This is a genomic window from Roseburia amylophila, from assembly GCF_025567465.1.
In the GTDB taxonomy this organism is placed as follows: Bacteria; Bacillota; Clostridia; order Lachnospirales; family Lachnospiraceae; genus Roseburia_C; species Roseburia_C amylophila.
In genome coordinates this window covers 26993-51033 of the sequence record NZ_JAOQKI010000004.1, presented here as the reverse complement: position 1 = coordinate 51033, position 24041 = coordinate 26993, and the positions used below count along the sequence as shown (strand labels likewise).

Sequence of the window (24041 nt, the reverse complement as noted above, 5' to 3'; positions counted from 1 at the left end):
CATCCACCCACATTAAACTTCCATAATAATTGGAATAATCATCGGTCTGCGCTTTGTCTCTTTCCAGACAAAATCACCTAAAGCATCTTTGATTTCTGTCTTAATCTTGCTCCAGTCTGTAATATTCTTATCCATGCAGTGTTCCATGGTTCCCTCTAATACATGACGAGCTTCCTCCATCAGGCTTTCTGCCCCACGTACATAGACAAATCCTCTGGATACGATGTCCGGTCCTGCCAGCACCATTCCGGAGCCACTTTCCAATGTCATTACAACAATAATGATTCCTTCTTCTGCCAGATGCTGTCTGTCACGCAATACAATATTTCCTACGTCACCAACACCAAGTCCGTCTACCATGACATCGCCTACCTGTACATGTCCGGTAACTGCTGCGCTTTCCTCATCCAGTTCTAATACATCACCGGAAGACAAGAGGAAAATATTTTCTTTATCAATGCCAAGTTCTTCTGCAATCTTAGCCTGGGCAACCAAATGACGGTATTCTCCATGAACCGGAATTGCATATTTCGGTTTTACCAGTGAGTAAATCAGTTTGATATCCTCCTGACAGGCATGACCGGAAACATGAACATCCTGGAAAATAACCTCTGCACCTTTCATGGTCAGTTCATTAATGACACCGGACACTGCTTTTTCATTACCCGGAATCGGGTTGGAACTAAAAATGATGGTATCCTTTGGTTTAATTGTTATCTTACGATGCATGCCGGATGCCATACGGGATAATGCCGCCATGGATTCTCCCTGGCTTCCTGTTGTAATGATAACCGTCTGCTCATCCGGATAATTCTTCAGCTGTTCAATATCAATCAGGGTCTGCTCCGGGATGGTAAGGTATCCCAGTTCAGACGCAATCGTAATGATATTTACCATGCTTCGTCCTTCAATCACTACTTTTCTGCCATACTTATTGGCAGAGTTCATAATCTGCTGTACACGGTCTACATTGGATGCAAAAGTTGCAATAATGATTCGTGTGTTCTTATGGTCAGCAAAAATATTATCAAAGGTCTTTCCTACGGTACGCTCCGACATGGTAAAGCCAGGACGCTCTGCATTGGTGGAGTCACACATCAATGCCAGTACACCCTTCTTACCAATCTCACCAAAACGCTGTAAATCGATAGCATCACCATATACCGGTGTATAATCCACTTTAAAGTCTCCGGTGTGGACAACTGTTCCTGCCGGTGAATAAATGGCAAGAGCTGCCGCATCCTGAATACTATGGTTGGTACGGATAAATTCCACGCGGAAGCAGCCTAAGTTAATATGCTGTCCGTATTTTACTACCTTACGTTTTACTTTCTTGAGCATATTATGCTCTTCTAACTTGTGTTCGATAATTGCAATCGTAAGCTTGGTTGCATAAATCGGCACATTGACTTCTTTTAAAATATAAGGGATTGCTCCGATATGGTCTTCGTGACCATGGGTAATAAAAAATCCCTTTACTTTGTCAATATTATCTTTTAAATAAGTCACATCCGGGATAACAAGGTCTACACCAAACATGTCATCCTCCGGGAATGATAAACCGCAGTCCACAACAATAATACTGTCTTCGTATTCAAAGGCAGTTATGTTCATTCCAATCTGCTCTAATCCGCCTAATGGAATGATTTTCAATTTTGAATTTGCTTCTTTTTTCAAAATATTACCTCCATAAATTCTTTCTTTTCGCGCTCATTGCATTTGTCCGCAATTACATAAGTTCTCCTAGAATTCAATGTCTACATCTTCCATTAATTCTGCGAAAATTTTTGCAAGTGCTTCTAACTCTTTATCATCTTCCACCATTTCATAGATGGTATTGTGATCATCTTCATTCTGTGTTTCTTTTAAAATAAATGCATCCGAATCACCCTCTTCGTCTACTGTGACAAGAAGGTAATTGATTCCCCGTATGGTTGTCTGCTCTAATACATAAAATTCTGCTGACTCATTGGTATCCGGGTCTGTAAAATTTACTTTTTCCATATTTACTCCTAATTCTTTTCATTCTGCAGATAGTCAAGGTATCCCTGTAAAATAAAGGATGCCGCTATCTGATCCACATATTCTTTGCGATTCTCTCTTCGGATTCCGGCTTCCATCATAAGATTATCCGCCGCAACAGTAGTAAGGCGTTCGTCCCACAGCTCTACTGTAAGTCCGGTACGCCTTTCTAACATTTCTTTAAATTCTAAGGTTTTTTCACAACGCTCGCCTTCACTATTATTCATATTTTTCGGAAAGCCGAGAACAATTTTCTCCACGTTATATTCTTTGATTAATTCTTCAATACGTGCCAATGTCTGACGCAGCTTATTTTCTGATTTTCTGCGCACAATCTCAATTCCCTGTGCAGTAATAAGCAGTTCATCGCTAACGGCAACTCCAACGGTTTTAGAACCGAAGTCAAGACCGATTATCCGCATCAACTGCCTCCTACTTCCATGAATTTGTATGGATATATTCCTTTAATATCTCTTCTACAAGTTCGTCACGTTCTACTTTCATAATCAGACTTCTTGCATTATTGTGACTGGTAATATAAGTCGGATCACCAGACATAATATATCCAACAATCTGATTGACCGGATTGTACCCTTTCTCGGATAATGCCTCGTATACAATCTTAAGTACATCATGTACCCTGATTTCCGGTTCTTTTTCAACTCTAAAATATTGTGTGTTATTCATGTTCTGCATTTTTTCACGCCCTTATTTTGCTCTTTTGTTCTTCCTAATGAAAAAGCATCGCTAAATCTATTCTAATATAAAGTACTGCAAAATTCAACCATTATTCAAAATACACTTCTCATACACTTATCTTTTCCCGATAATTCTACTCTGCTTTTTCAATATTTTCCATCCGGTATACATCCGCTGAAATCCGTCCGGTCACTACACCTTTCACCAAAATATTTTCTTCCCCTTCTGCCTCCGGCACTGCTATCTTTACATATTCTTTGGTATATCCGGTAAAATATACATTTCCTGCGATTTCATCGGTTTCTTCTAATAATATTTCTTCCGGTCTGCCAACATAATACTCCCGGAATTCTTCTGACATTTCCTGTGCCAGTGCCAAAAGCACCTTACTGCGTTCTGTCTTCACCTGTTCTGGCACCTGATCCGGCATCACTGCTGCCTTCGTACCTTTGCGCTTGGAATACTTGAAAATATGCATCTCATAAAAATGAATCCGCTCTAAGAATTCCTTCGTTGCCTCAAATTCTTCCTCTGTTTCTCCCGGGAATCCTACGATAACATCTGTGGTAATTGCCGGATGGGTAAAATATTTCCGAATCAGCTTACAGCCTGCTTCATAAGTGGCTGTATCATATTTCCGGTTCATCCGCTTTAAGGTTGCATCACATCCGCTCTGCAGGGACAGGTGAAAATGCGGACAGATTTTTTCTAATTTTGCCAGCTCTTTCACAAAATTCTCATCGATGATTCCAGGCTCCAAGGAACCCAGACGAATCCGGCGGATACCTTCTACTTTATGCACTTCCTGAATCAGATGTAAAAGATTATCTCCATGGTCTAATCCATAGGAACTTAAATGGATTCCGGTCAATACTACTTCCTTACAGCCATTTGCTGCAAGTGTCTCCACTTCACGCACGACCTCTTCTGCCTTACGGCTTCTGATTCTACCTCTCGCATATGGAATAATACAATATGTGCAGAACTGGTTGCAGCCATCCTGCACCTTTAAGAAAGCTCTGGTATGTTCTTCCGTCCGGCTGATAGACAGTGCTTCATATGCTCTGCCTTTTTCATTAATATCGCAGATATTTTCCTTCCAGTCATCCACTCCTTCGGTTTCTTCGTTTGCATTTTTCTTCTGGTTCATACAGTTTTCAATAAGCTCCACCAGTTCATGTTTCTTGTCATTTCCGATAATGATATCCACGGATAAATCCCTTGCTGCTTCTTCCGATGAAGTCTGGACATAACAGCCGGCAGCGACAACGATACTGTCCGGATTTTCTTTTTTTGCTTTATGAAGCATCTGGCGGGATTTCCGGTCTGCCATGTTGGTTACCGAACAGGTGTTAATCACATAGACATCCGCCTGTTCCGTAAAAGGAACAATCTCATAACCTGCCTGTTCTAATAACTGCTGCATAGCCTCCGTCTCATATGCGTTCACCTTGCATCCCAAATTGTGCAATGCTGCTTTTTTCATTCGATTTTTTCCTCACTTCTAGTTGACTTTTACCTCCAAAGAAGTTACTATTAAGAAAAAGTATTTATAGCAACCAAGGAGGTCTTACTATGAAAACAGTTCAAATTTCATTAAACTCAATCGATAAGGTGAAATCCTTCGTAAACGCAATCACACAGTTCGAATTTGATTTCGACTTAATCTCTGGAAGATACGTTATCGATGCTAAATCTATCATGGGTATCTTCAGCTTAGATTTATCCAAACCAATCGACTTAGCAATTCATGCAGAGTCTAATCTGGATGAGATTATGGAAGCATTAAAACCTTATCTTGTATAATTGAATTGATGTAAATGAATTGAGGGGATTGCGAAAGCAATCCCTTTTTTTACTTTACAGGAAATTGCTTTCCTGTAAAGTAAAAAACGCTCCGCAAGGATGCGCACTACTCTGCTTCTACGTGAATCACTTCTACCGTATCAATTGCAGTCTGCATCAGTTCATCAATCTTCTCTTCTAACTTTGTTTCAGATTTCTTGATGTATTCAATGTTCGGTTTGGTAACCGGATGCTTTGCCACAAAAATGGTACAGCAGTCTTCAAACGGCTGGATAGATGTCTCATAGGTATCAATTTTTTCTGACACTTCTACGATTTCCTGCTTGTCAAATCCAATCAATGGGCGGTATACCGGCATGGTACATACTTCATTGGTTGCCGCTAATGACTGCATGGTCTGGCTTGCGACCTGTCCGATACTCTCTCCGGTAATCAGTCCTAAACAGCGGTTTTCTTTAGCAAAATGCTCTGCCAGTTTCATCATATAGCGGCGCATGATAATGGTAAGCTCCTCATGTGGACATTTCTCATAAATATAAAGCTGGATATCGGTAAAATTCACTACATGAAGATTGATAGGTCCGCTGTATCTTGCTACCAGTTTTGCCAGATCCACTACCTTCTGTTTTGCACGTTCTGAAGTATATGGCGGTGCATGAAAATAAGTTGCGTCCAACGCTACTCCACGTTTTGCAATCATATAACCTGCTACCGGGCTGTCGATTCCGCCGGATAATAATAACATTGCTTTTCCGTTAGAACCTACCGGCATTCCACCCGGTCCCGGAATTTCCTTGGAATAAATATTGATAAGGCTTCTGATTTCAATGCAGACCATAACCTCCGGGTTATGCACATCTACCTTGCTCTCCGGGAACGCATCTAAAATTTTTCCACCCAGTTCAGCATTGATTTCCATGGAATCAAGAGGATAATTCTTTCTTGCTCTCCTTGCATTTACTTTAAAGGTAAAGTTCTTTTCCGGATATTCTTTACCCAGATAATCTACCACTGTCTCCGCTAATTTATCGAAGCCTTCATCCTCTACCTGAAGTAATGGACAGAATCCTACAATACCAAATACACGGCTTAATGCTTCTACGGTCTCGTCATAATCATAGTCATCGGATACTACATTGACATAGATTCTTCCCTGCTCTTTGGTTACTTCAAACTCGCCCTCTGCTGTCTTTAACGCATGACGGATCTGCTCCATTAACATATTTTCAAAAATGTAGCGGTTCTTTCCCTTTACTCCGATTTCTCCATATTTTACCAGAAATGATTTATACATATGATTTCCTTTCTCTTTTAATGTCTTGTATATTTCTTCAATACCGGAAGCAGCTCTCCCAGTACTTCTAATGCGTAATCAATCTCTTCTTCCGTTGTATGCACACTGAAGGAAAAACGCAGTGTGGAATCCAGAAGGTTTTCCTTTAAATGAATATTTCTAAGGGTCTTGCTTCCCTTCTGTTTGCCTGCATGATTATTGGAAGAACAGGCAGAACCGGAAGATACATAAATCCCCCTGTCTTCCAGTGAATGTAATAATACTTCACTTCGGATTCCTTCAAAGCTGACGCTGACGATATGTGGTGCAGAATCCTCTCCGGTCTTTCCATTTACATGGGTTCCTTCCAGCTTTTCGATTCCGTCGATAAAACGCTGCTTTAATCCGTAAAGATGCGCTCTCTTTTCATCGAGATTCTCATAGATTTCTTCTGCTGCTTCTCCAAGACCTGCAATTGCCGGTACATTTTCCGTTCCGGAACGCATTCCCTTCTGCTGTCCACCGCCTAATATCAGCGGCTTTAATTTCGTCTTTTCCTTCACCCAGAGGAATCCGCTTCCCTTTGGACCGTGAATCTTATGTCCGCTGACGGAAAGCATGTCTATGCCAAGCTTCTTTGGATAGATATACATTTTTCCATAAGACTGGATTGCATCTACATGAATCAGTGTATCCGGATTCTTTTTCTTAATAAGCTCTGCAGCTTCTGCAACCGGCTCGATGGCTCCGATTTCATTATTTACCTGCATCATGGAAACAAGAATGGTCTGTTCCGTTACTGCTTCTTCTAATTCTTCCAGTGAAATAATTCCATTCTCATCCACAGAAAGATAAGTAATGTCAAAGCCCTGCTCCTTTAAGAATTCCATTGGATTCTCTACGGATGCATGTTCAATGGATGTGGTTATAATATGATTTCCCGCTCTGCGGTTTGCCATTGCAGCACCGATAATCGCAAGGTTATTTGACTCCGTTCCACCGGATGTAAAGATGATTTCTTTTTCTGATACTCTTAATGTTTTTGCTATTTTCTTCTTTGCAGTCTCAACAAATCGTTCTGCCTCAATTCCTTTCATATGAAGGGAAGATGGATTGCCATAATCCTTCGTCAGAAGGTCTACCATTAACTGACACGCCCGGTCACTGCAGCGGGTGGTCGCAGAATTATCCAGATATGCTTCCATACTTTTCTACACTTTCTTACTGTTTTTTCGTTATATACGGCTCTCTAATTGCAGCATCAGCATGGACATCATGCAGATACCTGCTGTATCTGTCCGAAGTATTCTTCTTCCTAAGGAAATGGACTGCATGGTCTCTCTTGCTTTTGCAATCTCTTCCTCTGCAAATCCGCCTTCCGGTCCTATCATAATGCTGATACTCTTCCCCGGTTCGATTTGCTCTAATACTGTCCTGGTTCCTTCCATGCCATTTTCATTTTCATAAGGCACTAAGCGGATATCACAGTTTTCTGCCAGCTTTAAGGCTTCCTTGAAAGATACTACTTCATGAATCTTTGGAATGATACTGCGCTTTGACTGTTTTGCTGCAGTCTCTGCCTGCGCCTGCCATTTTTGTACCCGTTGTGCTGCCTTTTTTCCTTCCAGCTTTACCACACAGTATTTCATGGCTACCGGAATGATTTCATAGACACCAAGTTCTACTGCCTTTTCAATCACCGTTTCCATCCGATCTCCCTTCGGCAGTGCCTGAAATAAATAGATTTTAGACGGAAGCTCGGTTCCTTCTTCGTCCACAGATACTATGTCTGCCTGCACGAAATTTTCTCCGGTTTCTGCAATCTTACAAAAATAATTGCCACCTTCACGGTCACTGATGCGAATCGTCTCTCCGATTTTCATACGCAGCACATTCCGGATATGATTTACATCGCTTCCGGTTATGGTAACATATTCTTTGCCCACCTGGCTTTTTTCAACAAAAAACTGATGCATCTATTTTACCTCTGATTTTTCCGTGCAGTTACATTGACCCATTCGCCCTGATGGTTGACTTCTAAGATTTCAAAACCTGCCTGCTCTAAAGCTTCTTTTACTTCGTTTTCTTTAAAATCAATAATTCCAGAAGTAATAAGCACTCCCTGCTCTTTCGTACACTGATAAAGTGCCGGTGCCATCGGAATAATAATATCCGCTAAAATATTCGCTACGACCAGATCATAACCTGTGCCAATCTTTTCCTGAAATGCTTTATCGTCAATCAGGTTTCCAACATAAAATTCACCTGAATTTTCTGCCAGATGATTGACTGTCATATTTTCATGAGTTGATGTGATACAATCTCCATCCACATCCGTGCCCACTACGCTGCCTGCACCAAGCTTTAATGCTGCAATGGATAAGATTCCGCTGCCGCATCCTACATCCAGAACACGCTCGCCCTCTTTTAAATATTTACGAATCTGTCGGATACAAAGCTGTGTTGTCTCATGCTTTCCGGTTCCAAAGGAAATACCCGGGTCAATCTCGATTAAGAATTTATTTTTATCCTCTTCCTTTAATGGTTCCCAGGTTGGTTTGATTAAAATATCATCGATATAAAAAGACTGAAAAAACTGTTTCCAGTTATTAATCCAGTCGATATCCTCGGTCTGGCTGGAGGTAATATCTCCGCTTCCGATTTCTACCATGCTTCTTAACTGCTCTAAACCAATGCGGACTGCCTTTAAAGTCTCGGTATGGTCTTCGCCTGCCTCTAAATAAAAGCTGACTTTGCTTTTTCCTTCGTCTGGTGGAAGTTCCGGCGGAAAATCAATAAACATTTCTCCTGTTTCTTCTTTCGTCAATGGTACATTGTCTTCGATTTCAATTCCTTCAATGCCATTTTCTGATAACATCATGCTGATAAAATCCTCAGCTTCTGTTGTTGTATCTATTGTATATTTATCCCATTTCATAGTTTCTGCTCCTGTTCTTATCTTAACCTTCTATTATAAAAAGCAAACATTTTAATCTTAACATAGCTTTTTATTTTTCGCAACTGTAAGGGAATCAACGGTAACCAGCAGACAGCTTCTTTAGATACATAGCGACGCCTACGCATGTCTGGTAACACAAAAACAGCGGAACATATTTCTTCTGCCCGCTGATTTTCCTGTTTATTGCTATGTCATTGCTGTGCTATTATTGCAATCTTATTACTGATATTTTACTTCCAGTTTCTGCATCAGTACCTGATATTCCCGGTTAATTTCCTGAATGGTACCGGTGTCTCCATTGAGATTATCCGGATGATATATTTTAATCAAATCCTTATAACGCTTCCGCAATGATTTTTCATTGCCTACGCCCATAAAGAACATTTCTCCCTTCACCACATTGGATGATTGGCTTCTATTCTCCTGTTCAAATTCATGTACTCTGCTGTAAAAGTCTCTCTGACGCTCCATTTTCTGCTTTTCGGCAGCAAGTTTCTGAAGTTCACTTTCTAATATTTTCCACTTCATGTCAAAAAGATGCTGTTCCCGCTTCATCCGCTCCTGTTCAAGATTCTTCTCCATCTCGAATTTCCGCTTCTGGAATTCTAACTCCCTCTGATGGCGTTCCATCTCGCGTTTGGAATTTTCCAGTTCTCTCCTTGTATGTTCCAGTTCCACAGTCTGCTGAAAACACCATTTTTCAAACTGTGCTGCATCCTTCTTAATCACAGCGCTGTTATGCTGCTTCATAAATCTCTCTCCTTGTCTCATAAACGGTTGCCTAAATCAACATATGGTTACAAAAAACTTATGAATCAGGAATAGTATACAATATGTTGTCACAAAATGCAACAACGAGAAACTCACTTTTGCAGGTTTCCCGAGTTATCGCGGTGCTCGCCAAATCTGCATGCAAGCATGCGATTTTTCTCGCTACTCGCGTAAAAAAAGCTGCCTCCATTTTTCAGGAAACAGCTTTATCATTTTTATAAATCATCAAAGGACTCTTTAATTTTTCCCATAAATCCCTTTTTCTTTTTCGTGCCTGCCGCACCATTCTGTGTCTTTAATGAATTACCGGTCTCTGCATCAAACTGGCGCAGTGCCTCTTTTGCAGCTTCATTTAATCCGGTCGGAACCTGAACCACAAGTGTAACATACTGGTCACCACGGACTGCCTTGTTACGCAGGGATGGGATTCCTTTTCCTTTCAGACGGATTCTGGTGTCGGTCTGTGTACCAGGTTTTACTTCGTAGACCACATCGCCGTCGATGGTTGTAATTCTTACTTCTCCGCCCAGTGCTGCCTGTGCAAAACTGATTGGTGCTGTTGAATATACATCCATGCCCTGTCTCTGAAGGATTGGATGGCGGGATACTACTACTTCTACCAGAAGATCTCCTCTTGGTCCGCCATTTACACCCGGCTCACCTTTTTCACGGATTCTTACACTCTGACCGTTATCAATTCCGGCAGGAATGCTGACCTTAATCTTCTTCTTGCTGGCAATGTATCCGGTTCCACGACAGTCCGGACATTTGTCACGAACAATTTTACCGCTTCCGTTACATTCCGGACAGGTCTGTACATTCTGTACCATACCAAATAAGGACTGCTGGGTATATACCACTTTTCCTTTTCCCTGACATTTGCTACAGGTCTCCGGACTGGTTCCCGGCTTCGCTCCTGTACCATGACAGGTCTTACATTCATCCTTTAATACTAAATCAATTTCTTTCTCACAGCCAAATGCTGCCTCTTCAAATGTAATTCTGACACTGGCACGTACATTGGCTCCCTTCATCGGTCCGTTGCTGCTGCTGCTGCGTCTTCCGCCGCCAAAGAAATCTCCGAAAATGTCTCCAAAGCTTCCAAAAATGTCTCCCATATCCATACCTGAGAAATCAAATCCGCCTGCTCCGCCGGCACCTCCATCAAAGGCTGCATGGCCAAACTGGTCATACTGTTTTCTCTTCTCCGGGTCGCTCAGTACTGCATATGCTTCAGATGCTTCCTTAAATTTCTTTTCTGCTTCTTTATCCCCCGGGTTCATATCCGGATGATATTTTTTGGCAAGGACACGATATGCTTTTTTTATTGCTGCGTCATCTGCGTTTTTATCAACGCCTAAGACCTCGTAATAGTCTCTTTTCTGTTCTGCCATAATCTATTCCCTCTTTACCGTTTGTAAGGGTTGACAGTAAAACTGCCAACCCTTTCTACTGCTTTTTATCTGTAGAATTATACTTCTTTGTAATCAGCATCTACCACATCATCATCTGCGGAACCTGCAGCTGCTCCACCGGCTGCACCTGCTCCCATATCAGGACCTGCACCAGCGGCTCCCTGAGCTGCCTGAGCGTTCTCATACATCTTAGCAAATACTTTCTGTGCACTTTCCATCAGTTTCTCTTTTGCTGCTTTCATCTCAGCAACCTGATCATCTGTCATGTTTTCAGCCTGTGGATTTGCATCTACTAAAGCTTTCAGTGCATTTAAGTCAGCCTCTACTGCAGATTTATCTGCCGCATCAAGGTTATTTCCAACCTGGTCTAATGCCTGCTGTGTCTGGAATACGAAGGCATCTGCATCATTTCTGGTGTCGATTGCTTCTTTTCTCTTCTTGTCCTGTGCTTCAAATTCAGCTGCTTCTTTTACTGCTTTATCGATATCTGCATCAGACATGTTAGATCCGGCAGTAATTGTAATATGCTGTTCTTTTCCGGTTCCTAAGTCTTTTGCAGATACATTTACAATACCGTTTGCATCGATATCGAAAGTAACTTCAATCTGAGGAACCCCACGACGTGCTGGTGGGATACCATCCAGACGGAACTGTCCAAGGGATTTGTTATCTCTTGCGAACTGACGCTCACCCTGTACTACGTTGATATCTACTGCTGTCTGATTATCTGCTGCTGTTGAGAAAATCTGGCTCTTTCTTGTAGGAATTGTTGTATTTCTCTCAATCAGTCTTGTTGCAACTCCACCCATGGTCTCGATAGACAGTGACAATGGAGTAACATCCAGAAGAAGGATATCACCTGCGCCGGCATCTCCTGCTAATTTACCACCCTGGATACAAGCACCAAGTGCTACACACTCATCCGGGTTTAAGGATTTACTTGGCTCTTTGCCTGTTAACTGTCTTACTTTATCCTGAACAGCCGGGATACGTGTAGAACCACCAACCAATAATACCTGGCCTAAGTCTGCATTGGTTACGCCTGCATCCTTCATAGCGTTCTGTACCGGGATTGCTGTTTTTTCTACTAAGTCATGTGTCAACTCATCGAATTTTGCTCTTGTCAAGTTCATATCAAAGTGCTTTGGTCCTTCTGCTGTTGCAGTAATGAAAGGCAGGTTGATATTGGTTGTTGTTGCAGAAGACAACTCTTTCTTAGCTTTCTCTGCAGCTTCTTTTAATCTCTGAAGAGCCATCTTATCGGTAGATAAGTCAACGCCTTCTGCTTTCTTGAATTCGTCAATCATCCACTGTGTAATCTTGTTATCGAAATCATCTCCACCTAATCTGGTATCACCATTTGTAGATAATACTTCGATGACTCCGTCACCGATTTCAATGATAGATACATCAAATGTACCACCACCTAAGTCGTATACCATAATTTTCTGTTCTTTTTCGTTGTCCAGTCCATAAGCAAGTGCTGCTGCTGTCGGCTCGTTGATGATACGTTTTACATCAAGTCCTGCAATCTTACCTGCATCCTTGGTTGCCTGACGCTGTGCGTCATTGAAGTATGCCGGTACAGTAATAACTGCTTCTGATACTTTTTCTCCTAAATATCCTTCTGCATCAGCTTTTAATTTCTGTAAAATCATTGCAGAAATCTGCTGTGGAGAATACTGTTTGTCATCAATGCTTACTTTGTAATCGGTTCCCATATGTCTCTTAATGGAAGAGATTGTTTTCTCTGCGTTGGTTACTGCCTGACGTTTTGCTGGTTCACCAATCAGACGCTCACCTGTTTTTGTAAATGCTACGATAGATGGTGTTGTTCTTGCACCTTCCTGGTTTGCTATAACGGTAGGTTTTCCACCTTCCATAACTGCCACACAACTGTTTGTTGTTCCTAAATCAATACCAATAATTTTACTCATGTTCTTATCCTCCTATGCTTAATTCGCTACTTTTACCATGCTATGTCTGATTACATTTTCTTTGTACTTGTAACCTTTCTGTAACTCCTCGGCTACTACATTCTCACCGAGTTCTTCATCTTCCACATGCATTACTGCATTATGGAGATTCGGGTCAAACTCCTGACCGGCTGCTTCAATCGGTGTTACACCAACTTCTGTCAGCACTGTCATCATCTGCTTATAAATCTTATCCATACCTTCTACGAAGCCATTGTTTTTGTCTTCTTCCGGTACAGCTGCAAGCCCTCTTTCAAAATTGTCGATAACTGGAAGGATTTTCTCTAAGATTGCACTGGCTCCCATGTCATACATCTGGCTCTTTTCCTTTTCCGTTCTCTTACGGAAGTTTTCAAATTCTGCCATCTGACGTTTCAGCCGGTCGGTTAAATCTTCAATCTGTTCGTCCTTCTTATCTTTCTTGTCTTTCTTTTTAAAGATACCTTTCTTTTTCTCCTCATCTTCTTTCTCTATTTCTTCCGGTTCAGATTCGGTATCTTCCGTTTTTTCTTCTGCCTCAACCTCTTTTTCTTCTGAGGCGGTATTCTGTGCTTCTTCCTGCTTTTTTGCATCCTCTGCTTCTAAGTCTTCTAATACTTCTTCAAGCACTTCTTCTTTCTTTTCTTCTGCCACTTTCTTACCACCTTTCTATGCTATTCTTTCTTCGGCTTATCAAATATGCCTTCTAGTTGTGATTTCAAATTTTTCAGATTATCCATGACGTTCTCATAATCCATACGCTTCGGTCCGATAATTCCTATCGTTCCCTTCACGCCTTTACCAAGTTCATAGGTAGCTGTTACCACACTGCAGTCCTTCATGGTCTGAATTGGAGATTCATCTCCTATATAAACCTGTATGCCGTTCTCCTCATTGCTGAGGTTATCCGTCACCAGACTTACTAACTGTTTCTTCTCTTCTAACGCATCTAAAAGCTCTCCTGCTTTCTGCGAATCCGATAACTCCGGATATTTTAAGATATTCGTTGCACCGCTGGTATATATCTCCAAATCCTCGTCTTCGCTGATTGCTTCTGCTACTGCATCCAATACATCACTGATGACTTTGGAATGGATACCGGCTTTCTCTTTCAACACTGCTATGGTACCCAGATTAATCTGATCTAATGACAATCCATTTAAATGTGTATTCAAAAGCATGTTAAGTTTTAACATATGCTCATTATCTATCGGCTCTTCTATCGGAATCATCTTATTTTTCACAAGATTGCCTTCCAATACGACAACTGCCAGAATATGTTCATCATCCACATTGGATAACTGGATGAACTTCAGGCTGTTGTGGTGATACTGCGGTGCTGTTATCATGGTGGTGTAATTCGTGTTGTTTGCCAACAGCTTTGCCACCTGCTGCAATACCTGTTCCATCTTCTCCGTATGTTCAATTACAAACTCTTTCATATCGGATACTTCTTTGTCCTTCTCTGCAATCAGATTATCTACATAGAAGCGATATCCCTTATCGGATGGAATTCTTCCTGCCGATGTATGTGGCTGCAAAATATATCCCATCTCTTCCAAGTCCGACATCTCATTCCGGATTGTTGCGGAACTTAAGTTCAAATCCGTATACTTGGAAATGGTTCTTGAACCAACCGGCTCACCCGTTTCCAGATAGTTGCGAATGATTGCATTTAAGATTTTTGTTTTTCTTTCATCTAATTCGTTCTCGTTCATTCACGTTCTCCTGAAAATGAAACTTTTATAGGTATTTGAAAAAGCTTTTTGTACTGCTTTTTCTTTGTTGTTAGCACTCAACTCGAAAGAGTGCTAATTTCTATGTACTTAAGATAGCACCATTCGTTTTTTTTGTCAACAGCATTTTATAATTTTATAATTTCTTTAGATTTGTTCTGATTTAATGCTGTTCAACACCGCACTACTTAATCCAGTAAAAACTGGGCGAGTACATAGTTACTGATGTCCATACCGTGGTCGCTGAGCTTTATTACACCGGCTTTTTTCTCGATTAAGTCCTCTTCCTGAAGCTGGTTTAAGACTTCGCCATATACTGCTTCTATTTCCACGCCAAAAGTCTCTTTGAATTCTGTTCTTGTAACTCCCTTTAACATACGCAGGCCTAAAAACATGAATTCTTCCATCTGGGCATGGCGGCTGATTGCATCTGCACTCTCATGGAGATTCAATGCCGGTACTCCATCTATTTCCTTCGCCGAAATATTACCGCATGCTTTGATATACGCTTCAATCTCTCTTATATTACTGTAGCGTACTTCTCCAATCAGGGAAGCTGCCCCAAGTCCTACCCCAAGATACGGTACCCGCTTCCAGTATCCGATATTATGCCTTGCCTCTTTCCCCTGCTTTGCATAATTGGATACTTCATAATGCTCATAACCTGCCTCTGCAAGAATCTCCTGAGTCTTTTTATAAATTTCATACTCCGTCTCTTCAGATGGCAGATGCTCTGTCGGCTTTCCGGCTTCCCGGAGCACTGCCTCGAATTTGTATTTTTCATAAAATGGTGTTCCCTTTTCGATAATCAGGGAATAGGCCGAAATATGCTCCGGTTTTAATGCTATGACACGCTTTAAGCTGGTGACAAATTTCTCCGTACTCTGATAAGGCAGGGCACTCATCAAATCAACGTTGATATTTTCAAAGCCACATCTTCTGGCACATTCATAATTCTCCAAGAACTGCCGGTAAGTATGGATTCTTCCTAATATCTTTAATTCATCATCAAAGGCAGACTGTAACCCTATGCTGAGACGGTTAATGCCTGCTTCTTTATAGGTAAGAAGTTTTTCCTCATTTAAAGTTCCGGGATTACATTCTATGGTAATCTCTGCATCTGCTTCCACCTCAAAGCTTACCTGAATCTGTTTTAAAAGAAGTGCGATATATTCCGGTGCTAAAAGAGACGGTGTTCCGCCCCCTATATATATAGTAGAAAGAACCGGACGTCCCATTGTCTGTCCGTAATATCTGATTTCATGCAAAAGAGCACCCACGTAGCGGTTTTGTAACCGCTCGTCCGCAGGTGCTGATAAGAAATCACAATATTCACATTTTCTTACACAAAAAGGAATATGCACATAAAGTTCCATCTATGTTCTCCTGTCATCTATTTCTCATCTAACTTCAGTACACTCATAAATGCTTCCTGTGGAATCTCTACATTTCCCACCTGACGCATACGTTTCTTACCTTCCTTCTGTTTCTCTAACAGTTTACGCTTACGGCTGATGTCACCGCCGTAACATTTTGCCAGCACATCTTTTCGCATTGCTTTTACTGTCTCACGGGCAATTACCTTGCTTCCAACGGCTGCCTGAATCGGGATTTCAAATAAATGTCTCGGAATCTCTTCCTTTAACTTCTCACACATCTTTCTTCCACGCTCATAGGCGGTATCCTTAAATACAATAAAGGAAAGAGCATCCACTTCTTCTTTATTAATAAGAATATCCAGTTTCACAAGCTCTGACTGCTCATAACCCTTCATCTCATAATCAAAGGACGCATATCCTTTGGAACGGGATTTCAATGCATCAAAGAAATCATAAATAATTTCATTTAACGGAAGGTCATATTTAATAACTGCACGGGTCTGCTCAATATATTCCATACTCTTATAGATACCACGGCGTTCCTGGCACAAATCCATAATGGCACCTACATATTCGGATGTCACCATAATTTCTGCTGCAACCATCGGCTCTTCCATATATTCGATTTCGGATGGATCCGGAAGATTGGATGGGTTTGTCAATTCTATCATGGTACCATCAGTCTTATGTACCCGGTATACAACGCCTGGTGCTGTCGTTACTAAATCAAGATTAAATTCTCTCTCTAACCGCTCCTGAATTACCTCCAAATGAAGCAGTCCCAAGAAACCACAGCGGAAACCAAAGCCCAATGCAATGGAAGTCTCCGGTTCAAACTGTAATGCTGCATCATTTAACTGTAATTTTTCCAAAGCATCACGAAGATCCGGATATTTGGCTCCATCTGTTGGATATAATCCACAGTACACCATCGGATTAACTTTCTTATATCCCGGCAATGGTGCATCACAAGGACGCTTTGCTTCTGTTATGGTATCACCCACACGGGTTTCTTTCACATTCTTAAGGCTGGCAGTAATATAACCTACCATTCCGGCTTCTAACTCATCACATGGAATGAACTGTCCGGCTCCGAAATATCCTACTTCTACTACATCTGCCTCTGCTCCGGTTGCCATCATGCGGATGGTTGTCCCCGGTTTTACGGAACCTTCCCGGATTCTGCAGAATACAATAACACCTTTATAAGCATCATACACAGAATCAAAAATCAACGCCTGAAGAGGCGCTTTGGCATCCCCTTTTGGTGCCGGTAATTTATGCACAATCTGCTCTAATACTTCTTCCACATTCAACCCTGTTTTGGCAGAAATCCGTGGTGCATCCTGTGCCTCAATTCCAATCACATCTTCAATTTCTTCTACTACTTCTTCCGGCCTTGCACTCGGCAGATCAATTTTATTAATGACTGGAATCACTTCCAGATCATGGTCTAATGCCAGATATACATTGGCAAGGGTCTGTGCCTCAATCCCCTGTGCCGCATCTACTACCAGCACTGCACCGTCACAGGCAGCAAGACTTCTTGATACTTCATAGGTAAAGTCCACATGTCCCGGTGTATCAATCAGATTGAAAATATATTCTTCTCCATCTTTGGCATGATATATAATACGGACTGCCTGGGACTTAATGGTAATTCCACGTTCCCGCTCCAAATCCATATTATCTAAAACCTGCGCCTGCATTTCGCGGCTGGTCAGAAGCCCTGTCATTTCGATAATACGGTCTGCAAGGGTTGATTTACCGTGGTCAATATGGGCAATGATACAAAAATTACGAATCTTACTCTGGTCGATTGACATATATTTACTCCTTCTTTATTCCATGTTTCAAAAGGAAATCCGTCCACAGGGAATAATATTTTCCCAGCAGGTGAATCTCATCATAAGTATATTCCGGATTCAGATTTCCTGTTTCGTCAGTCACTACTTCATTTACATCAATATAAAATATATCGTGATTATTTGCAAGCATTGCAATTCTGTCATTCCGTTCTTTGATTGCCGGATTGTTAAAAATCGGGTCGGTTTCTGACTTTTCCTGTTTTACATACATAATGCCCTGTAAGAAAATCAGTGCATCTGGCTGTAATTCCCGGATATGATTGACAGCTTCTTCATATTTTTTCATAAAGCTGTCTACTGTACCGGTTCCCATTTCGTTGATTCCAATCATCAGATAGACTTTACCAAACTGATGCTTGCTTAATGCTTCTTCAATGGTAATCTTCGCGCCGTTTTCCTCGACAATCGGCGTATCAAACATATCATAGACCGTAAGTCCGATACTGGCATAATAAGTTGCATTATCCCAGCCGCCATAATCCCTTAAGCCAACGGTTCTGGAATCTCCGATAAATACTGCATCATCAAAATAATCCTGGGTTACATCGGTAAAAGTATAAGTCTTATCCGCTTCTGCCTCCGTATCTGCAACTGCTTCTGTTGCTTCTTCCGTTGCCGGCTCCTCTTTGTCAGCATATACGCTTTCCAAATCCTCCTCCGGTTCTGCCTTATCCCATGGCAGAATGCCCTCTTTGGATGCCTGCATCATTCCAGCCACCGCCGGAACCTTCGGCCAGTCCTTATTATATTCTTTATATGCGCCCTTTGTTCCGGCTAAGGCGACACCGCTTACCAGCAGCATGCTGATTGCCGTAACAATAAGAAGCGGACATTTCTTCCATTTCTTCATGGCAGCCTCCCATTAAAAACTAAAATACATAAACGGATTGTTCAGTCCATTTGCAATCTGGTAAATACAAATCCATAATACAACAAACAAAATTGCTTTCATCCACCACTTCTTCCAGCATTTTTTTAATATCTTATCCATAAAAGGAAGTGATACCACGAATGCCAATAAGAAAAACACTCCATAGGTTCTGCCGTATTTCAGATAATCGCCTGCATTGACTGCGATTCCGGTTCCAAAGAACGGGAACAGTCTTGCAAAATATACTTTCAAATCAGATAACTTCGTAATTGCAAACACGACCCAGGTCAGAGGGATTACAAACCAGATGTAAAGGTGTGCCAGCCATCCATGTTTCTCCAAAAAATTTCTGATTACAAATCGTTCCAACGCAATAAATACAAATAAAATCAAGCCCCATAATGGAAAATTAATGGTAGAACCATGCCACATTCCGGTTACAACCCAGACAATCAGCAGATTGAAAAATGTCCACGCATTTCCCTTCCGGTTGCCTCCCAACGGAATATATAAATAATCACGGAACCATCTTCCCAGTGTAATGTGCCACCGGCGGTAAAACTCAGACACTGTCCTGGAACGATACGGATGGTCAAAGTTCTTCGGCAAATCAAATCCAAGCATCTCTCCGATTCCGATTGCCATCAGGGAATATCCCTGGAAATCAAAGAATAACTGTGCAGAATAACCGAATGCTCCCATCCACGCTAACGGTGTGGAAATACTCTCAAAGCCAATGCCCTGAATATCACGCCAGAGAATTGCCAGATGATTTGCAATAATTACTTTATATCCCAATCCTATGATAAAAAGAGTCAAACCATGTTCGATTTTCTCCAGACGGATTGGATGTTTCTTTAACTGCCCTGCCATATTGGCAAACTGGGCAATCGGTCCGGATATCAGCTTTGGGAACAAAAGGATATAAGTTCCATACTCCAGATAATCCCTCAACGCTGCTGTTTTCTTCTTATAGACATCCAGCACATAGGAAAGCATGGTAAAAGTATAAAAGCTGATTCCAAGCGGAAGCGACAATCTTGTATACTTAAATATACACAATAATCCGATATTATAGCAAAGCAAAATCACAAGCATGGTATTTCTGCTGCTCTTCCTTCTTATATGATCCATCAGTAATACCAGAATGTAGTTCAGACTCATGGAAAACAGTAAAAGAAGTGCATCCTTCCAGCTTCCCATGGCATAGAATACCAGACTACCAAAGAAAAGTACCGGATTTTTATACTTTACCGGTACCAGATAATATATAATAAGAAAAATCGGCAAAAACCGAAATAAAAATTCTAAGCTTGAAAATTCCATGATAACTCCATATCTTTCGTTTTATTTTACGCATCTCTTTTATTATATAAGAAATGCAAGTGATTTCAATGTGTTTTTCCCAAAAAGTTATTACATTTTCATTACGAAATATTTTTCTAATTTTCTCCATGCAGCACTCTGTTCAAAAGGTCTGCCAGTGGAACCATGGCATTGCGTGCCTCCTCCTGCGTGTTAGTATAGGAACCCATTTCAATCAAAAGATATTTCTCTTTAAAATGCATATTATACCGGTATCCTTTTAAATAAATCGGGCGGGTAAGATTCGGATAATACTCTGCCGCTGCAATCTGCATCTGCAGGGAAAAAGCAAGATTCCCGGTAAGGTTTGGATTATTGAGATAAGAAATATCTCCTAATGCCTTTGTCCGGCTCAGTCCGTTAAAAAACATAATCGGTGCCATCTGCACCCCGTTTACCTCCCGCACCATATGCTTATCCACTGCATCACGATGTAAATCTATTACCACTTCTATACTCGGATTCTCTGCTAACAGCTGCTCAATGGGCCCCTCCGCATTGGCATAGGCGTGATCTCTGTCTCCCACATCATACTGTCCCATATGATGCATGACCTGAAATCCATATTTTTCCTGTAACAGGCTGGTAAGATATTCCCCTGTTCCCATAACGCCCGTCATTACATCATTTGGGTCGGAATCTGCAAACATTTCCTGGGAATGGGTATGGTAAATCAGAATCTGCGGCTGGTCTGCCGGCGTTTTTATGGTTAAATCCATACTTAACAATTCTTCTGCATTTAACTGACTGCTATTGATGGTTGTTGTATTGTCCACCTGATAAAAATTCTGAATCAGATAATCAAAATCATTTAATTTTTCTCTTGGAATCTCCACCAACGGCTGAGAGCTGACTGCTGTATTATCCGGGGCTGCCGGCTGCTCTGCCGCATCTGCTCCTGCCTGCGCATTTTCCTGCTCCATTTCTGCCACTATGCAGTCCTGATTCTCTCTGCTGGCTGCCTCCGCCATCTGCCTGGCCTCTACTTCCGCTTCATCCTTTCCTTCCAGTGCAACAATCTCTTCTTCTGAAAGACTGCTCTCAATTGTCGTTTCATAAGTCCTTATGGTATCTGCATATCCGATAAGTGGTATCTGGTCTGTCACTTTTTCCAGCAAAAAATCACTCAGTGTCTGTTCCTGCCTGCCCTCTGCCATATAGGCAACAGTCGGAATATACTGCCTGGTCATGGACATGGATATCTCATTTTGTATATAGAAAAAAAAACGTTTTGCCAGTGTTTCCCTTCCGGTTCCCGCTTTCACCATAAGAAAAAATGCATACAACAGAAAAAGCGCAATAGCAGACTGCCTGTACCATTTTTTTCGTTTCCTGACCAGTTCCGTTTTTCCCTGATATCTTTGCCCATAGACTCTCATGCTGCCAGCACCTCCTGTTCTGCCATAGCAAACACTATATTCTATGCAGCTTCTGTCCCTTTAGAACCTGGAGAATGCCAGATTCAGTCCCTCTGATATGGTATAGCTCAGCCTTTTTACCGCTTCATCAATATCTTTTGGTGTTACAAACATTGCATTCAAATGTGGAGATAAAAGTTCTCTTGCCAGCTCATGCTTTTCAATTTCATCCAGACCTGCCAGCCCATTTCCCACACTTTTTAGCTGCGCTGACTCCCGCATGGCTCCGATTAAGTCACTCATAGTATCTGAAACTATCGTTGCGGCATCTACTACGGTAGGAATTCCTATGGCAATTACCGGAATTCCCATGCTTTCTTTATTAATGGCGTGCCTGTGATTGCCCACACCGGAACCGGGATTGATTCCGGTATCCGTAATCTGGATGGTACGGTTCAGACGCTTCACGCTGCGGGCTGCCAGTGCATCCACCACAATTACAATATCCGGTTTCGTCTCTTCAATGACTCCACGGACAATCTCTCCTGATTCCATACCGGTCTGTGCCATTACGCCCGGCACAATTCCGCTTATCTGGCTCGTCGCCTTATTTCCAAAGGCATATTGTCCATATTCCTTGATAATGTGCCTGGTAATCATCATATTATCTACTACATAAGGTCCTAATGCATCCGGTGTCACTTCCCGGTTGCCAAGACCCACTACCAATATCTTGAGTTCTTCTTTTTTCCCCGGCAGCATGGTTTCAATCACTTTTGCCAGCTGCCCGGACACTTCTCTATGATAATCCTCATCTTCTTCCATCATGTCCGAAGCCTCAATGGTAATATAGGTTCCCTTCGGTTTTTTCATTGCCTTTGCTCCGTTTTCTGTGTCAATGAACACTCTTGTAATCATGATTTCCGGTGAAATTCTCTCCTCATCCACCCGTACTCCCTTTACTTCAATATGATCTTCATCAAATTTTTCTCTCGTCTCTAATGCGAGGTCTGTTCTTATCTGAAACATAGCTTCACTTCCTGTAAACAATTTTTCCAAATAAATTTTCTTTATTATTTTTTACATTTTTTCTCCAAATATGTATTGACAGATGCAAATATGTGGGATAAACTAACATGGTATGTTTACATTAGAACGTCCGTGTCCGGCTTTAATGAAACAACCAAAAACAATAAAACAATCATATTGGAGGTGTACAGGTTGGCTAACATTAAATCTGCTAAGAAAAGAATTCTTGTAAATCAGACCAAAGCTGATAGAAACAAAGCTATTAGATCAAAAGTTAAAACATCTATTAAGAAAGTAGACGCTGCAATCGCTGCAAACGATAAAGAGGCTGCTGCTGCTGCATTAGTTGCTGCAACATCTGAAATCAACAAAGCTGCTACTAAGGGTGTTTATCACAAGAACACTTCTTCCAGAAAGATTTCACGCTTAAACAAAGCTGTGAACAAAATGGCATAATTGCCGGAAGAGCATAGATTATAAACGATTATAAAAAAGAACGTTTCGTACCGTCATTCGAAACGTTCTTTTTTTTATGCACTGTATTTTACAATCAGAAGTTCTACGGCTAACTGGTCTGCCATTCTTCCCGTCTTGACATCCTCTTCTGCCTGTCCGCAGTCTTCTATTGCTTCCTTTAACTGATTTATTTTAAAAGCTCCTGCCTGCCGAAGGTTCTTCTGCACTGCAAAGCTTGGCATCCCTGCAGTCTTTGCAATACTGACAGCAGGATATCCTTTTGCTGACATGCTTTTTATCAAAAGCAGATTCTGGAACTGTCTTGCAATCAGGAATAAAATCCGCATGGGTGCTTCCTTTAATGCCAGTAAATCGTAATATAAGTCCAAAGCCTTCTTCTGATTCTTAGCAGAGATGGCATCAATCATTTCAAAGATTTTATTTTCCGTCTGTCCGGTACAGATTGCCTCTACATCTGCCGCAGAAATCTCTGTCTTATCCAATGTATAACAGATAAGCTTTTCTAATTCCTTATCAATATTTTCCATATCGGAACCGGTCTTTGACAGGAAAAGCTGCATCACGGACTGGGTAATTTTCTTCCCTTCCTGCTGGATTCTGCCCAGTATCCAGCGAATCAGCATATCTTCCTTCGGGGTCTCAAATTCTACGGCACTTCCAGCCCTGGATGCCGCTTTAAATAATTTGGAACGCTTATCCACTTCTTCTTCCACAAAAACAAAGCAGGTGGATTCCGGCACCTGGCTCATATATTCTGCCAGGTCATCACAGCTGTTTTTAAAGAAGCCACTGTTTTCCACCAGAATCATACGCTTTTCTTTAAAGAATGGCAGTGTCTCCGATAAATCAATCAGTTCCTTTGGATTAATATCCTTTCCCTCATATGCCGAAAAATTCATCGTATCGTCCGGCTCTACCAGTGCATGTTTTAGCTTATCACGATACTGCCGTTTCAGATAGTCTTCCGTTCCATATAAAAGATATACGTTTTTTAATTGTCCCATTTTAATGTCATTATCTATTGTTTTCATAAAAGATATTATACTATATTTTTACTT

Annotated in this window: 23 protein-coding genes; 2 read left to right on the top strand and 21 right to left on the bottom strand. The window is 41.4% G+C overall.

Annotated elements, in window-relative coordinates:
* Positions 1-12 precede the first annotated feature (12 nt).
* From OCV43_RS03470 to mtaB, 5 genes are all read right to left on the bottom strand, one after another.
* Positions 13-1677 (bottom strand): ribonuclease J, encoded by a 1665-nt coding sequence (locus OCV43_RS03470; RefSeq protein WP_022243071.1) that lies wholly within the window; start codon positions 1675-1677, stop codon positions 13-15.
* 66 nt (positions 1678-1743) lie between these two features.
* The gene (locus OCV43_RS03465) at positions 1744-2004 is read right to left on the bottom strand and encodes a DUF1292 domain-containing protein (protein WP_022243072.1); all 261 of its coding nucleotides are present in this window, start codon (positions 2002-2004) and stop codon (positions 1744-1746) included.
* 8 nt (positions 2005-2012) lie between these two features.
* Positions 2013-2444, bottom strand: coding sequence for a Holliday junction resolvase RuvX (ruvX, locus tag OCV43_RS03460; RefSeq protein WP_118056782.1), 432 nt, complete (start codon positions 2442-2444; stop codon positions 2013-2015).
* 10 nt (positions 2445-2454) lie between these two features.
* A complete protein-coding gene (locus OCV43_RS03455) occupies positions 2455-2718 on the bottom strand; it encodes an IreB family regulatory phosphoprotein (protein WP_022243074.1) in 264 nt (87 codons plus the stop codon).
* 136 nt (positions 2719-2854) lie between these two features.
* Positions 2855-4207: a tRNA (N(6)-L-threonylcarbamoyladenosine(37)-C(2))-methylthiotransferase MtaB gene (gene mtaB / locus OCV43_RS03450; protein WP_227700184.1), complete on the bottom strand. Its 1353-nt coding sequence runs from the start codon at positions 4205-4207 to the stop codon at positions 2855-2857.
* A gap of 89 nt (positions 4208-4296) precedes the next feature.
* Between mtaB and OCV43_RS03445 the strand changes: the two genes are divergently transcribed.
* Positions 4297-4527, top strand: coding sequence for an HPr family phosphocarrier protein (locus OCV43_RS03445; protein WP_022243076.1), 231 nt, complete (start codon positions 4297-4299; stop codon positions 4525-4527).
* A 106-nt stretch (positions 4528-4633) separates the two neighbouring features.
* On the opposite strand, the gene thiI is transcribed toward OCV43_RS03445, so the two are convergent.
* The 15 genes from thiI to gpr form a co-directional block, all read right to left on the bottom strand.
* Positions 4634-5821 carry a tRNA uracil 4-sulfurtransferase ThiI gene (gene thiI, locus OCV43_RS03440; RefSeq protein ID WP_117697007.1) on the bottom strand — a complete coding sequence of 396 codons (1188 nt, stop codon included), beginning with the start codon at positions 5819-5821 and terminating at the stop codon, positions 4634-4636.
* Between the two features lie 17 nt (positions 5822-5838).
* A complete protein-coding gene (locus OCV43_RS03435) occupies positions 5839-7005 on the bottom strand; it encodes a cysteine desulfurase family protein (protein WP_227709432.1) in 1167 nt (388 codons plus the stop codon).
* 30 nt (positions 7006-7035) lie between these two features.
* On the bottom strand, positions 7036-7776 hold the full coding sequence (locus tag OCV43_RS03430) for a 16S rRNA (uracil(1498)-N(3))-methyltransferase (RefSeq protein WP_022243079.1): 741 nt from the start codon (positions 7774-7776) through the stop codon (positions 7036-7038).
* A gap of 5 nt (positions 7777-7781) precedes the next feature.
* Entirely contained in the window at positions 7782-8738 is a 957-nt protein-coding gene (gene prmA, locus OCV43_RS03425; protein WP_262623422.1) for a 50S ribosomal protein L11 methyltransferase, read from the bottom strand.
* Positions 8739-8978: 240 nt separating this feature from the next.
* Complete coding sequence (locus OCV43_RS03420; protein WP_022243081.1) at positions 8979-9509, bottom strand: molecular chaperone DnaJ; 531 nt, start codon at positions 9507-9509, stop codon at positions 8979-8981.
* Between the two features lie 236 nt (positions 9510-9745).
* Entirely contained in the window at positions 9746-10924 is a 1179-nt protein-coding gene (dnaJ, locus tag OCV43_RS03415) for a molecular chaperone DnaJ (protein ID WP_262623421.1), read from the bottom strand.
* Between the two features lie 77 nt (positions 10925-11001).
* The gene (gene dnaK, locus OCV43_RS03410; protein WP_117840941.1) at positions 11002-12882 is read right to left on the bottom strand and encodes a molecular chaperone DnaK; all 1881 of its coding nucleotides are present in this window, start codon (positions 12880-12882) and stop codon (positions 11002-11004) included.
* An 18-nt stretch (positions 12883-12900) separates the two neighbouring features.
* The gene (grpE, locus tag OCV43_RS03405; protein ID WP_022243084.1) at positions 12901-13554 is read right to left on the bottom strand and encodes a nucleotide exchange factor GrpE; all 654 of its coding nucleotides are present in this window, start codon (positions 13552-13554) and stop codon (positions 12901-12903) included.
* A gap of 20 nt (positions 13555-13574) precedes the next feature.
* Entirely contained in the window at positions 13575-14618 is a 1044-nt protein-coding gene (gene hrcA / locus OCV43_RS03400) for a heat-inducible transcriptional repressor HrcA (protein WP_022243085.1), read from the bottom strand.
* 206 nt (positions 14619-14824) lie between these two features.
* Positions 14825-16012, bottom strand: coding sequence for a radical SAM family heme chaperone HemW (gene hemW / locus OCV43_RS03395; RefSeq protein WP_022243086.1), 1188 nt, complete (start codon positions 16010-16012; stop codon positions 14825-14827).
* Positions 16013-16029: 17 nt separating this feature from the next.
* On the bottom strand, positions 16030-17841 hold the full coding sequence (gene lepA / locus OCV43_RS03390; protein WP_022243087.1) for a translation elongation factor 4: 1812 nt from the start codon (positions 17839-17841) through the stop codon (positions 16030-16032).
* Positions 17842-17845: 4 nt separating this feature from the next.
* On the bottom strand, positions 17846-18733 hold the full coding sequence (locus OCV43_RS03385) for a GDSL-type esterase/lipase family protein (RefSeq protein ID WP_227700189.1): 888 nt from the start codon (positions 18731-18733) through the stop codon (positions 17846-17848).
* A 12-nt stretch (positions 18734-18745) separates the two neighbouring features.
* Entirely contained in the window at positions 18746-20080 is a 1335-nt protein-coding gene (locus OCV43_RS03380) for an MBOAT family O-acyltransferase (RefSeq protein ID WP_117840938.1), read from the bottom strand.
* 116 nt (positions 20081-20196) lie between these two features.
* On the bottom strand, positions 20197-21498 hold the full coding sequence (locus tag OCV43_RS03375; protein ID WP_022243090.1) for a stage II sporulation protein P: 1302 nt from the start codon (positions 21496-21498) through the stop codon (positions 20197-20199).
* Positions 21499-21558: 60 nt separating this feature from the next.
* Complete coding sequence (gpr, locus tag OCV43_RS03370; RefSeq protein ID WP_022243091.1) at positions 21559-22506, bottom strand: GPR endopeptidase; 948 nt, start codon at positions 22504-22506, stop codon at positions 21559-21561.
* A gap of 192 nt (positions 22507-22698) precedes the next feature.
* On the opposite strand from gpr, the gene rpsT reads away from it, so the two are divergent.
* A complete protein-coding gene (rpsT, locus tag OCV43_RS03365; protein ID WP_022243092.1) occupies positions 22699-22962 on the top strand; it encodes a 30S ribosomal protein S20 in 264 nt (87 codons plus the stop codon).
* 74 nt (positions 22963-23036) lie between these two features.
* Here the strand turns inward: rpsT and holA are convergent, their stop codons facing one another.
* Positions 23037-24014, bottom strand: a complete 978-nt coding sequence (holA, locus tag OCV43_RS03360; protein ID WP_262623420.1) for a DNA polymerase III subunit delta — start codon at positions 24012-24014, stop codon at positions 23037-23039.
* Between the last annotated feature and the right edge of the window lie 27 nt (positions 24015-24041).

Bases quoted from the DNA above. Each gene is read 5' to 3' on its own strand.
- OCV43_RS03465 (WP_022243072.1), bottom strand. From the start codon at position 2,004: ATGGAAAAAGTAAATTTTACAGACCCGGATACCAATGAGTCAGCAGAA.
- ruvX (WP_118056782.1), bottom strand. From the start codon at position 2,444: ATGCGGATAATCGGTCTTGACTTCGGTTCTAAAACCGTTGGAGTTGCC.
- OCV43_RS03455 (WP_022243074.1), bottom strand. From the start codon at position 2,718: ATGCAGAACATGAATAACACACAATATTTTAGAGTTGAAAAAGAACCG.
- mtaB (WP_227700184.1), bottom strand. From the start codon at position 4,207: ATGAAAAAAGCAGCATTGCACAATTTGGGATGCAAGGTGAACGCATAT.
- OCV43_RS03445 (WP_022243076.1), top strand. From the start codon at position 4,297: ATGAAAACAGTTCAAATTTCATTAAACTCAATCGATAAGGTGAAATCC.
- thiI (WP_117697007.1), bottom strand. From the start codon at position 5,821: ATGTATAAATCATTTCTGGTAAAATATGGAGAAATCGGAGTAAAGGGA.
- OCV43_RS03435 (WP_227709432.1), bottom strand. From the start codon at position 7,005: ATGGAAGCATATCTGGATAATTCTGCGACCACCCGCTGCAGTGACCGG.
- OCV43_RS03430 (WP_022243079.1), bottom strand. From the start codon at position 7,776: ATGCATCAGTTTTTTGTTGAAAAAAGCCAGGTGGGCAAAGAATATGTT.
- prmA (WP_262623422.1), bottom strand. From the start codon at position 8,738: ATGAAATGGGATAAATATACAATAGATACAACAACAGAAGCTGAGGAT.
- OCV43_RS03420 (WP_022243081.1), bottom strand. From the start codon at position 9,509: ATGAAGCAGCATAACAGCGCTGTGATTAAGAAGGATGCAGCACAGTTT.
- dnaJ (WP_262623421.1), bottom strand. From the start codon at position 10,924: ATGGCAGAACAGAAAAGAGACTATTACGAGGTCTTAGGCGTTGATAAA.
- dnaK (WP_117840941.1), bottom strand. From the start codon at position 12,882: ATGAGTAAAATTATTGGTATTGATTTAGGAACAACAAACAGTTGTGTG.
- hrcA (WP_022243085.1), bottom strand. From the start codon at position 14,618: ATGAACGAGAACGAATTAGATGAAAGAAAAACAAAAATCTTAAATGCA.
- hemW (WP_022243086.1), bottom strand. From the start codon at position 16,012: ATGGAACTTTATGTGCATATTCCTTTTTGTGTAAGAAAATGTGAATAT.
- lepA (WP_022243087.1), bottom strand. From the start codon at position 17,841: ATGTCAATCGACCAGAGTAAGATTCGTAATTTTTGTATCATTGCCCAT.
- OCV43_RS03385 (WP_227700189.1), bottom strand. From the start codon at position 18,733: ATGAAGAAATGGAAGAAATGTCCGCTTCTTATTGTTACGGCAATCAGC.
- OCV43_RS03380 (WP_117840938.1), bottom strand. From the start codon at position 20,080: ATGGAATTTTCAAGCTTAGAATTTTTATTTCGGTTTTTGCCGATTTTT.
- OCV43_RS03375 (WP_022243090.1), bottom strand. From the start codon at position 21,498: ATGAGAGTCTATGGGCAAAGATATCAGGGAAAAACGGAACTGGTCAGG.
- gpr (WP_022243091.1), bottom strand. From the start codon at position 22,506: ATGTTTCAGATAAGAACAGACCTCGCATTAGAGACGAGAGAAAAATTT.
- holA (WP_262623420.1), bottom strand. From the start codon at position 24,014: ATGAAAACAATAGATAATGACATTAAAATGGGACAATTAAAAAACGTA.